Here is a 12292-nt window from a genome sequence, read left to right as displayed (position 1 = left end):
GCTAAGGCGTACCCTCACCATGCCACAACTGCTTCGATCTTTTTTGCATGACTCAATTTTGCATTTATTAATCGTGATTGGTGTAGTTCTGGCATTCCTGGCGGATTTTCGCTGGGCCGATCTGCCCGGAGCCGTAGACTGGCACACCATTATCACACTCACCGGGTTATTGATTCTGACCAAAGGGCTGGAAACCAGCGGCTACTTTGACGTGCTGGGAGGACGCCTGATTGCGCGTTTCCGGCACGAACGTGCGCTGGCGCTATTTATGGTGCTGGCTGCCGCGTTGCTCTCCACGTTTTTAACCAACGATGTTGCGCTGTTTATTCTGGTGCCGCTGACATTAACGCTGCGGAAGTTCTCTCATTTACCTATCTCGCGACTGATCATTTTCGAGGCGCTGGCAGTGAATGCCGGGTCGCTGCTGACGCCGGTCGGCAATCCGCAAAACATTCTGCTGTGGAGTCACGGCAAGCTCAGCGTTATTGCATTCATTGTGCAGATGCTGCCGCTGGCCGCCTGGCTGCTGCTGAGCCTGGTCGTGCTGACCTGGTTTAGCTTTTCAAAGCGGACGATTGATAAACATGACAACCCGGAGCAGCCGGAGTGGCAGAAGCCGCTGTTTATTGTCAGCGTGGTGTTATACCTGCTGTTTATCGCCGGTCTGGAGCTGGAAATCACCGGCTGGATACTGCTGGTTATCCTCGCCACCTTTATGGTAATGGCACGTCCGGTGCTGCAACGTATCGACTGGAGCCTGCTGGCGGTGTTTATCGCCATGTTTATTGACGTCTTCCTGCTGACACGTCTGCCGGTGATGCAGGCTCACTTTGATGCGGTGGCGCATTTCGGCCAGGGGCAGCTCTATCTGCTGGCGATTGGTCTGTCACAGGTGATCAGCAATGTCCCGGCGACGATTCTGCTGCTGCAAAAAGTCCCGCCAACCGATGTGCTCGCCTGGGCGGTCAACATCGGTGGATTCGGTCTGCTGCCAGGTTCACTGGCTAACCTGATTGCTCTGCGTATGGCGAAAGATCGTGCCGTATGGTGGCAATTTCATCTCTTTTCCCTTCCTTTGCTGGCCTGGTCAATGGCCAGCGGCTGGCTACTGCTGCGGTTGCTCAATTAGGCCCGATACATCCTGCTATCGCTGTCAGGTGGCAGGATGTGCGGCATTCCTCAAGTTTCGTAAAGTTGCACTGGATTTTGTCAATTTCCGATATAAGGTTAACAGGACCTTTATGCCCGGAATCAGGGCCTTAGCCAGTGATGGGAACTATGAGCGAGAACAATCAACGCGATCCACATCAGCAGGACGCAGAAAACACGACGGATCAAAACCGTCAGTCAGAGGAAAATCAGGACAACGACCAGCAGCCTGAGCGTAAACGCCCCGGTAAAAAGCCGCTGATTATTCTGGCGGTGGTGGTGGTGATTATGCTGATTGTCGGTCTCTGGTTCTGGTTATCTACCCGCAATATTGAAACCACCGACGACGCCTTTACCGAAGGCGATGCCGTTACTATTGCGCCTAAAGCATCCGGCTATGTCGTGAAGTTGCTGGTGAAAGATAACCAGCGGGTGAAGAAGGGCGATCTGCTGGTGGAGATTGATCCCAGCGATAACCGTGCCCAGCGTGAACAGGCTAACGCGCAGCTCGGTTTAGCCGTTGCACAACTGCATCAGGCGCAGGCCCAGCTGGCGCTGTCAAAAGTACAGTATCCGGCTCAGCGCGATCAGGCTCTGGCCGATCAGGCGAAAGCAGAAGCCAATATGCTGAATGCGCAGGCGGATTATCGTCGCCAGCGTGGCGTCGATCCACGTGCGACCAGCCAGCGTAATATCGACAGCGCGTCTGCGCAGCTACGTTCGGCGCAGGCACAGTTACAGAGTGCGAAAGCCCAGGTTGAAGTCGCTTCACAGGTTGCCCTGCAGATTCGTCAGCAGGAGACCAATGTTGAAGCGCGTCAGCAACAGGTTGAGCAGGCGAAAGCACAGTTAAGCACGGCCGATCTTAACCTCTCCTATACCCAGGTTCGCGCGCCCTATGACGGGTTTATCACCAAGCGTAACGTTCAGCTGGGCACGCTGGTGCAGGCGGGTTCCTCTCTGTTCTCGCTGGTTTCGCCTGACATCTGGGTTACTGCAAATTTCAAAGAGTCTCAGCTGGAACGCATGAATCCTGGCGATAAAGTGAAAATCAGCGTTGATGCCTGGCCGGACATGAAGCTGGAAGGACACGTCGACAGCATTCAGATGGGTTCCGGCTCACGCTTCTCGACCTTCCCGTCAGAAAACGCCACCGGTAACTACGTGAAAATTGTTCAGCGTGTGCCAGTGAAAATCGTTATCGACAAGGGCCTGGATCCGAACCATCCGCTGCCGCTGGGTCTCTCCGTTGAACCCGAGGTAACAGTGGAATGAGTACGGCGCAGAGCTGGAAACCGGCCAGTAATCCGTGGTTAGTGGCAATCACGGTGACGCTGGCGGTGTTTATGGAGATCCTCGACACCACCATCGTTAACGTGGCGCTGCCGCACATCGCCGGTTCGCTCTCCTCCAGTTATGATGAGTCAACCTGGGTGCTGACCTCCTATCTGGTGGCGAACGGCATTGTGCTGCCTATCTCTGCGTTCTTCAGCCGGCTGTTTGGCCGTAAACAGTTTTTCCTGATTTGCATTGTGATGTTCACCATTTGCTCGTTCCTGTGCGGCATCGCCACTGAACTCTGGCAAATCATTCTGTTCCGCGTGCTGCAGGGCTTTTTTGGTGGCGGATTGCAGCCCGTTCAGCAGTCCGTGCTGCTGGACTACTTCAAGGCAGAAGATCGCGGCAAGGCATTTGGTCTCTCCTCCATCGCTATTATCGTCGCGCCGGTGATTGGCCCGACATTGGGTGGCTGGATCACTGACAACTACAGCTGGCGCTGGGTATTCTTTATTAACATCCCGGTGGGCGTGCTGACTGTGCTGGCAATCTATCAGCTGCTGGAAGATCCACCGTGGGAGCGTAAGTGGGCCAAAGGTAAGCTGAAGATCGATTACATCGGGATCAGCCTCATTACCTTAGGCCTGGGGTGTCTGCAGGTGATGCTGGATCGCGGAGAAGATGAGGACTGGTTCGCTTCGCACTTTATCGTACTGTTCGCTGTTCTGGCGCTGGTTGGCATCGTTGGCGCCATTTACTGGCTGATGTATGCGCGTAAGCCGGTGGTCGATATTCTGGTAATGAAAGACCGCAACTTCTGGGTGGCCGGGCTGTTGATGGCGGGAATGGCAATGATTCTGTATGGCAGTTCTGTGGTGTTGCCACAGCTGGCGCAGCAGGATCTGGGTTATACCGCCACCTGGTCAGGGCTGGTGTTGTCGCCCGGCGCGGTGCTTATTGTGCTGACCATTCCACTGGTGCTGAAACTGATGCCGATTGTGCAGACGCGATACATCATCGCCTTTGGTTTCAGCTGTCTGGCCATGGCGTTTTTCTATTCAGCTACCCTGACGCCGAATGTCGATTTCAAAACGCTGGTGATGATGCGTAGCGCACAGTCGATCGGGCTGGGTTTCCTGTTTGTTCCGCTGACTACGATTGCTTTTGTCACCATTCCTCAGCGACTTAACGCGGACGCCTCCGCGCTCTTTACCATGTTCCGTAACGTGGCCGGATCCATTGGGATCTCGCTTTCGACCGCGGCCATTACCGAGCGCGCACAGGCGCGGTCTGCGCATATGGTGCACAACATGACGCCGCTTAACGAGCCGTTCAACATTACGCTTGAGCACTGGGCGCAGGCGATACGCGACTTCACGTCGGCGGTGGGCGATCCCATTACGCTGGCAACCGGTCAGCTCTATCAGGAGATGATTGCGCAGTCGCGTATTCTCGCATACATCGATGTCTTCTCAGGCCTGAGTATTGTCGCCCTGATTTTGATTCCATTTTGTTGGCTGCTGTCGCCGATCAAGAGCGAAGGCAGTGCAGGAGCACACTAACATGAAGGTTTTTTATACTCATCGCCTGAAACCCCTGAGCTTACTGCTGGCCCTGGGGCTGGCGGGCTGCGCTGTCGGACCTGACTATCAGGCACCGAAACCTGCCGTGCCAGGTAGCTACAACACGCTGGATTCGCAGGAGGCGTCAAAGCCACAAAACGCCGCGATTAATTCCCGCTGGTGGCGGAGCTTTAACGATCCGCAGCTCGACAGCCTGATTGAGCGGGCGATAGCGGGGAACCTGAGCCTGCAGCAGACAGTGCTGCGGATTGCGGGTGCGCGTGAACAGCTGACGCAGGCCCAGGGCAGCCTGTTCCCCAGTCTGAGCGGTTCGGCCAAAGTCACCCGTCAGCAGCTCGGCCTGAAAGGCTTGCTTGAGTCCAATGGCGTCACCGATCAACTCGACAGCAGCGTGGCCAGCCAGCTCAATGGCCTGACCCAGCCGGTTAACCTCTATCAGGGCAGCTTCGATGCCAGCTGGGAGCTTGACCTGTGGGGCAAAGTTCGCCGTCAGGTTGAGGCCGCCAATGCCCAGCAGCAGGCAGCGATAGAGCAGCGTAACGATGCGCTGGTCTCACTTGAGGCTGAAGTTGCGCGAGCCTGGCTGCAGCTGCGAGGCGCGCAGAGCACCGTTCAGACTCTGCAGGAGCAGATTAATGTGGCGCAGCAGACGACCGAGCTGACGCAAAGTCAGCAGCGTAATGGTCTGGCTCCGTTAACTGATGTAGAAAATGCCCGTGCCCAGCTCAGCACGCTTCAGGCCCAGCTGCCGCAGTATCAATCGCAGGCACGGCAGGCGATGAACGGATTAGCGGTGCTGCTCGGCAAAACACCGGGTGCACTGGATGCTGAACTCAGCACACCTAAAGCCTTACCGCCGTTGCCGCAGTTTGTACCGGTTGGTATTCCCTCCACGCTGGCACGTCGTCGTCCTGATATTCGCCAGGCTGAAGCGACGCTGCATGCACAAACCGCGGAGATTGGCGTGTCTGTTGCGCAGCTCTTCCCAAGCCTGTCGCTGACCGGACAGCTGGGCGTCCGCAACACTGACGCCAGTTATCTGGATAACTGGAGCAGCCATTTCTACAGTTATGGCCCCTCGCTTTCGATCCCGATTTTCCAGGGTGGACAACTGGTATCGAGCGTCAAGTTAGCGCGGGCGCAGCAGGCCAGCGCCGCGCTGGATTACCGTCAAACTGTGCTGACGGCGTTACAGGATGTCGAGAATGCGCTGGTCAGCTACCGCGCCGACCAGCAGCGCGTGACTGCGCTGGATGAGACGACCGGCGCCCTGCAGCGGGCCTTTAACCTCGCCAGCGACAGTTACCGCCAGGGGCTTTCGACCTTCCTTGACGTGCTGGATGCGCAGCGCCAGCTGGCACAGGCTCAGGAGCAGGCGACTCAGGCGAGAATGCAGAGCGCTCTGGATTTAGTGGCGCTTTATAAAGCGCTGGGCGGCGGATGGGAAACGTATCAGAACGTTGAGATGCCGCAATATCCGGTATTTGGTCCGGCCACACAGGCGAATTAATCCTTTCGCGGTCGCTGCCTGTGCGCAGTGACCGCTTTATCTCTCCCTTTTAACCGCGTTAAGTTAAGGGTTCTCACCCACTCAATGTAAATCTCAATGGTCTAAGCCATTGAATTAGCATACATCGCAGCCCCAACGCGTCCGGTCCGGACTGCAGAAAATAAACAGCCAGTCTTAGCCGGAATATTATCAGCGCTTTTGACCGGCAATTATTTTTACGTTACCGGCCATCCTGGATTCTGAGCCGTGTCACCTTTCTGAATTTATTTCTTTGACGATTCTTTAATGCAACTTACGACTGTTAAGGTGAGAGCACGTGATCATTCACCAGGCGGAGCCAGACCCTACAGTTATTGCACAGCCGGTCGGGCTGCGAATAATCTGACGCTGCTGGAAATCTCACCGTTAAAAAAGGGCTGGCTGCACGCTGAGGGATAATTAAAAAAACACGCGAGCGGTAATAATTTTGCACTATTTAAGGTGGGGGAGGCGGTTTTTCAGGCATGATCTGTAAGCTGGTGTGACAGAGATCTCAATCAGGGCACGCGTTTAATCAGCTATCAACGAACCTTTAATTGCAATTAATGACGCGCTGTAGTGCGCGTTTAGCCAAAATCGTTAACGCCTGTTGCCGGTATAACAAGGCTGAAATCGTTTTCATCGGTTGAGTAAAAGGGCGATTTGTTGTTAATTCAGCGTTAATAAATTACCAGCCACTGCCGATTTAATAGTAAGATTTTAACTGAAATTAAAACTTAGGAATTATCTGTAGCGTAAAAATAATTTATTTTTTTATTTGAATTAGGTAGTCTTGGCGCTACAGTTTTATTAACCCCCCTTAATCAAGGACATTGTGATGAGTGACGCATTTAAGGTACTGAACAATATTCGCACATTACGTGCCCAGGCTCGTGAACTGCCACTGACCGATCTTGAAGAGATCCTGGAAAAATTAACGGTAGTCGTTACTGAGCGCCGCGAAGAAGCAGAAGCGGAAGAGACACAGAATCGCGAAAAAGAAGAAAAGCTGTCTAAATATCGCGAAATGCTCCTGGCTGACGGCATCGATCCTAATGAATTATTAGGTGCGCTGGAGAGCGGAAAAAAACGCACCAAGCGTGCGCCGCGTCCGGCTAAATATTCTTACACCGACGAAAATGGTGAGCAGAAATCCTGGACTGGCCAGGGCCGTACCCCGGCAGCGATTAAAAAAGCGCTGGATTCCGGTAAAAGCCTGGACAGTTTCCTGATCGATTGATCAACACAATCCTTGTAAGTGGGAGCCGGGGGGCCAATATGGCCCTCCGGCTTTTTTATTTCTGCCGGGATATCAATCACCCCGCCAGGAATCCACGCCTGACGCTGGCGTGCGCTGCGTCACATCTGGCATAATAGCCGCCGTTTTTTCATCCATTCTCTTCACAAAGGTCAATGCCGTGTTAGTTAGCAGCAATATCACCATGCAGTTTGGCAGCAAGCCACTGTTCGAAAATATCTCCGTTAAATTTGGCGGCGGTAATCGTTACGGTTTAATCGGTGCGAACGGCAGCGGAAAATCCACCTTCATGAAGATTTTGGGTGGCGATCTGGTGCCTTCAGGCGGCAACGTCTCTTACGATCCTAATGAGCGTATCGGTAAGCTGCGTCAGGATCAGTTTGCCTTTGAAGAATTCAGCGTACTGGACACCGTAATCATGGGTCACCATGAATTATGGGAAGTGAAGCAGGAGCGCGACCGTATTTATTCTTTGCCCGAGATGAGCGAAGAAGAGGGGTATAAAGTCGGCGATCTTGAAGCGCTCTACGGTGAGATGGACGGCTATAGCGCCGAGTCCCGTGCCGGTGAGTTATTGCTCGGCGTGGGTATTCCGGTTGAGCAACATTACGGCCCGATGAGCGAAATTGCGCCGGGCTTTAAATTGCGTGTGTTGCTGGCACAGGCGCTGTTTTCAAATCCCGATATTTTGTTACTCGACGAACCGACGAACAACCTGGACATCGACACTATTCGCTGGCTGGAGCAGGTGCTGAACGAGCGTGACAGCACCATGATTATCATTTCGCATGACCGTCATTTCCTTAATATGGTCTGCACTCACATGGCCGATCTGGATTATGGCGAGCTGCGGGTTTATTCCGGTAATTATGACGAATATATGACCGCTGCAACGCAGGCACGTGAACGTCTGTTATCAGATAACGCGAAGAAGAAAGCGCAGATTGCTGACTTACAATCGTTCGTCAGTCGTTTTAGTGCTAACGCCTCTAAATCGCGTCAGGCGACATCACGCGCCAAGCAGATGGATAAAATTAAACTGGATGAAGTGAAAGCTTCCAGTCGTCAGAACCCATTTATCCGCTTTGAGCAGGACAAGAAGTTGTTCCGTAATGCGCTGGAAGTGGAAGGTTTAACGAAAGGCTTTGATAACGGTCCGCTGTTTAAGAATTTAAATCTGCTGCTGGAAGTCGGTGAGAAACTGGCGGTCATCGGTGCCAACGGTATTGGTAAGTCGACGCTGTTGAAATCGCTGGTGGGTCAGCTTACGCCAGATAATGGCACTGTTAAATGGTCAGAGAACGCACGCATTGGTTATTACGCTCAGGATCATGCCGATGATTTTGCCAATGACCTGACAGTATTTGACTGGATGAGTCAGTGGAAACAGCCTGGCGATGATGAGCAGACCATTCGCGGTATTCTGGGTCGTCTGCTGTTTTCGCAGGATGATATTAAGAAGCCGGCGAAAGTGCTTTCGGGTGGTGAGAAGGGTCGTATGCTGTTCGGTAAGCTGATGATGGAAAAACCGAACATTCTGATTATGGATGAGCCGACCAACCACCTGGATATGGAGTCGATTGAATCACTCAATATGGCGCTGGAGATGTATGAAGGCACGCTGGTGTTTGTTTCACATGACCGCGAATTTGTCAGCTCGCTGGCAACCCGCGTGATTGAGCTGAAAGCAGACAAGGTGGTGGACTTCACCGGTAATTATGAAGATTACCTGCGCAGTCAGGGTATCGTCTGATAAAAACGGGGTGGCGCAGGCCACCCCGTTTTTTTGGTGCTGATGAGAGAGCTGAATGCTTATTGATTGTCAGAGGGTGTGGGTTGGGCTGAATGCCACGCTCATAGGTTATCTGACAGCAACGCAAATGCTCAAGGCGCAGGGAACACGGTCAGAGGAGGAAAGCGTCCCGCGCCAGGGACGGCGTGGGCCGAGCATCCATGGATGGTTTAAGCGACTTTCCGATCTGCCCGTGTTTCTGAAGCAGATCTCAATCTGATCGCTAAGCATTCACACTCTTATCAGCTGAGCGGGCTTCAGGGAGCATACGTGTTTCGCAAAGACATAAAAGACCCCATCCCTGGCATGCTCAGCGCAGGCGATTACGCACTTCATCCCTGAGGTGCGCTCGTAACCCGGCCAACGCATTGCGTTGTTCAAAAAACGCTCCCGGCGTTTTTATCCGGGCGGCGCGATGCTTTGCTACAGGCGTATGCTCCCTTCGCTTTAAGTTTTGAGCTGTCTGCGAACGGATATCTGCAGAAGGTTAATCTCCACCGCCACACACTTCACAGTGCGCGTCCTGAGCGACTTTCATGCTGCGGAACTCCGCGCTCATCGCATCGTACATCAGCAACCGGCTGGTGGCGGGTGTGCCAAAGGCGGTCAGTACTTTAATCGCTTCCATCGCCTGCATTGCACCAATGACGCCAACCAGCGGGGCCATGACGCCCGCTTCCACGCAACTCAGGGTCTGTTCGCCAAACAGGCGGCTGATGCAGCGATAGCAGGGCGTGCCGGGCTGCCAGTTAAATACGCTGATCTGACCTTCCATCCGAATTGCGGCGCCCGAGACCAGTGGCACCCGCTGCTGCCGACAGAGCCGGTTAAGCTGCTCACGCACCGCAACATTGTCGGTGCAGTCCAGCACCACCTGCTGCCGGGCAATCAACGCCAGCAGCGCTGCGTCGTCCAGCTGTCCATTAACCGGATGCAGCTGGCAGTGCGGATTGATAGCGGCCAGGCTTTGCGCGGCAGAGTCCACTTTGGCGCGGCCAATATCCACGTCATGGTGCAGAATCTGCCGTTGCAGATTAGAGTGCGACACGGTATCGAAGTCGAGCAGTGTCAGGTTGCCGACGCCCGCAGACGCCAGATAGGGCGCGGCGGCGCAGCCGAGTCCGCCCAGCCCGACAACCAGCGCATGACTCGCTTTAAGCCGCTCCTGACCGTCGAAATCAAAGCCGCGCAGGACAATCTGCCGGTTGTAGCGCAGTATCTCCTCATCGCTTAATTCAGGCAGCATTTATGCCTCCAGCAAGGCGTTGAACGGTTCTACCTCGACCCATTCGCCCGGCTCAACGTTTCCGCGTTCACGTTCCAGCACGATGAAACAGTTCGCCTGGGCAAAAGAGCTGAAGACGTGTGAACCCTGCATTCCGGTCGTCTCCACCTCCAGATCACCCTGTGCGTTCTGGCGCAGGATGCCGCGCTGGAAGTCGAGGCGGCCCGGCGACTTTTTCAGTCGCGAGGCGCTGCGCACTTTCTGACGGGGCGGCAAGGCGGATTTTTGCTGGCCGGTAAGGGTGGCAAGCAGCGGCTGTACCAGCTGATAGAAGGTCACGGCGGCGGAGACCGGATTGCCGGGCAGACCGCAGAACCAGCTGCTGTTAAGACGACCAAAGGCAAATGGCTTGCCAGGCTTAATCGCCAGTTTCCAGAAACTAATCGCGCCCAGCTCTTCCAGCATATTTTTAGTGAAGTCCGCTTCGCCGACCGAGACGCCGCCGGTGCTGATCACCACATCCGCCTGCCGATCGGCTTCCTCAAATGCGGCGCGAAGGGCAGCAGGATCATCTTTGATGATGCCAAGGTCGATGACTTCACAGTTGAGCTTATGCAGCATCAGCGAGACCGCAAAACGGTTAGTGTCGTAAATCTGGCCCTCTGCCAGCGGCTCACCGACCGGCTGAAGCTCATCACCGGTGGAGAAGATAGCGACCCGCAGTTTACGTAGCACGTTCACCTGCGCGATACCCAGCGAAGCCAGCAGCGGCAGCTCGGCGGCACCCAGACGTGTTCCCGCTTCCAGCACCACATGACCTGGCTGAATGTCGTCGCCGGTCAGGCGGATGTTTTGTCCTGGACGCACGGGCGCGGTAATCACAATCGCATCGCCCTGAGATTCGGTCTGTTCCTGCATCACCACCGCTTCACAGCCTGCGGGCACTGGGGCACCGGTCATGATGCGAATCACGCTGCCTTGCGGCCACTCACCGCTGAACGGCGCGCCCGCAAAGGCTTTGCCCGCGACGGGTAACGGCTGGCCGCTGCTGACATCGGCCAGCCTGACGGCGTAGCCATCCATCGCAGAGTTATCAAAGGGCGGCACGGCGATCGGGGAGGTGACGGCTTTTGCCGTGATGCGGCCGACCGCGTCGGCCAGCGACACGCTCAGTGAGTCGGTAACGGGCGTCACCTGTGACAGCATTTTTTGTTGCGCCTCCTCAAGGGAGATCAAACCTGCAGTAAAACTTTCCATAAACAGTCCAGCCTGGTTAACTCAGATGCTGCCTATTATGAGTCGGATTAGCCGCTGAGTCACATCGGTGTCGGTCAGACGCGCCGGTTGTTATGGCAAAAATGAATCAGGGTGGTAAGAAAAGGTTATAACCACAGGAACAGTTTCCGCTTTACAACACTTAGCAGGCTTTCTATAGTCAAAAATCACCCAAAATGGGTGAAAACCATTTTAAATCAGTGTTTTTCGTCCTGATGCAACCACAGGGTAAAGCGTTATGGTCAATGCAGTGATCGCCATTCACGGCGGCGCGGGTGCAATTTCGCGCGCAGCAATGAGCGCTGAAAAAGAACAACACTATCGTCAGGCGCTACACGATATTGTTACTCAGGGTCAGCAGATACTGGCTCAGGGTGGCAGCGCACTGGATGCGGTGACGGAGACCGTGCGACTGCTGGAGGAGTGTCCACTGTTCAACGCCGGTAAAGGCGCGGTGTTCACCCATCAGGGCACTCATGAACTTGATGCCTGCATCATGGATGGGCGTACGCTGGATGTGGGCGCGGTCGCGGGCGTGACGCGGGTGCGTAATCCGGTGCTGGCGGCACGTGCCGTGCTGGAAAAAAGCGAGCATGTGCTGTTTATCGGCGAGGGTGCAGAGCAGTTTGCCGTAGCGAACGGGCTGGAAATGGTTGCACAAGATTACTTCTCAACGCCGGAACGCTGGGAGCAGTTGCAGCGCGCGCTGAACAGCGATACCGCGGTGCTGGACCACGATGGTGCCGCGCACAGCGACGACCCGCTCGATCCGGACCGCAAGTTCGGTACGGTAGGCGCCGTCGCGCTGGATCTGGCAGGCAACCTGGCTGCAGCTACCTCAACGGGCGGTATGACCAATAAACAGGCCGGGCGGGTCGGCGACTCACCGCTACCGGGTGCGGGCTGCTACGCCAGCAACGACAGCGTGGCCGTCTCCTGTACCGGCACCGGTGAAGTCTTTATGCGCACGCTGGCGGCCTACGATGTGGCTGCGCAGATGCGCTACGCCGGACGTTCGCTGCAGCAGGCTACGGTTAATGTCATTCATGACAGCGTGCTGGAACTGGGCGGCAGCGGCGGGCTGATTGCGGTGGATCGTGCAGGTAACGTGGCGCTGCCGTTTAACAGCGAAGGCATGTATCGGGGTGTAGGGCGCGTCGGCGAAGCGGCGGACGTCGCGATATATCGCGAAAGTTAAGGAGCA

At 55.1% G+C, this 12292-nt stretch carries 9 protein-coding genes; 7 read left to right on the top strand and 2 right to left on the bottom strand.

Annotation, left to right across the window (positions count from 1 at the left end; all coding sequences use genetic code 11):
- The first annotated feature begins 19 nt into the window (after positions 1-19).
- From EE896_RS13230 to EE896_RS13205, 6 genes are all read left to right on the top strand, one after another.
- A complete protein-coding gene (locus EE896_RS13230; RefSeq protein WP_003850511.1) occupies positions 20-1129 on the top strand; it encodes an SLC13 family permease in 1110 nt (369 codons plus the stop codon).
- A gap of 149 nt (positions 1130-1278) precedes the next feature.
- Positions 1279-2424, top strand: a complete 1146-nt coding sequence (locus tag EE896_RS13225) for an HlyD family secretion protein (RefSeq protein ID WP_003850510.1) — start codon at positions 1279-1281, stop codon at positions 2422-2424.
- The gene (locus tag EE896_RS13220) at positions 2421-3989 is read left to right on the top strand and encodes a DHA2 family efflux MFS transporter permease subunit (RefSeq protein WP_003850509.1); all 1569 of its coding nucleotides are present in this window, start codon (positions 2421-2423) and stop codon (positions 3987-3989) included. Before EE896_RS13225 ends, EE896_RS13220 begins: the two co-directional genes overlap by 4 nt.
- Position 3990: 1 nt before the next feature.
- On the top strand, positions 3991-5520 hold the full coding sequence (locus tag EE896_RS13215; RefSeq protein WP_140915834.1) for an efflux transporter outer membrane subunit: 1530 nt from the start codon (positions 3991-3993) through the stop codon (positions 5518-5520).
- Positions 5521-6376: 856 nt separating this feature from the next.
- Positions 6377-6778: an H-NS family histone-like protein gene (locus EE896_RS13210; protein WP_003850507.1), complete on the top strand. Its 402-nt coding sequence runs from the start codon at positions 6377-6379 to the stop codon at positions 6776-6778.
- 178 nt (positions 6779-6956) lie between these two features.
- On the top strand, positions 6957-8549 hold the full coding sequence (locus tag EE896_RS13205) for an ABC-F family ATPase (RefSeq protein WP_008925818.1): 1593 nt from the start codon (positions 6957-6959) through the stop codon (positions 8547-8549).
- 526 nt (positions 8550-9075) lie between these two features.
- On the opposite strand, the gene moeB is transcribed toward EE896_RS13205, so the two are convergent.
- Positions 9076-9834 (bottom strand): molybdopterin-synthase adenylyltransferase MoeB, encoded by a 759-nt coding sequence (gene moeB, locus EE896_RS13200; protein ID WP_140915835.1) that lies wholly within the window; start codon positions 9832-9834, stop codon positions 9076-9078.
- Positions 9835-11070 (bottom strand): molybdopterin molybdotransferase MoeA, encoded by a 1236-nt coding sequence (gene moeA / locus EE896_RS13195; RefSeq protein ID WP_140915836.1) that lies wholly within the window; start codon positions 11068-11070, stop codon positions 9835-9837.
- 256 nt (positions 11071-11326) lie between these two features.
- On the opposite strand from moeA, the gene EE896_RS13190 reads away from it, so the two are divergent.
- Positions 11327-12286, top strand: coding sequence for an isoaspartyl peptidase/L-asparaginase family protein (locus tag EE896_RS13190; protein WP_140915837.1), 960 nt, complete (start codon positions 11327-11329; stop codon positions 12284-12286).
- Positions 12287-12292: the final 6 nt, after the last annotated feature.

Source organism: Pantoea eucalypti, from assembly GCF_009646115.1.
Classification (GTDB): domain Bacteria; phylum Pseudomonadota; class Gammaproteobacteria; order Enterobacterales; family Enterobacteriaceae; genus Pantoea; species Pantoea eucalypti.
This window is presented reverse-complemented; position numbering and strand designations above follow the sequence as displayed.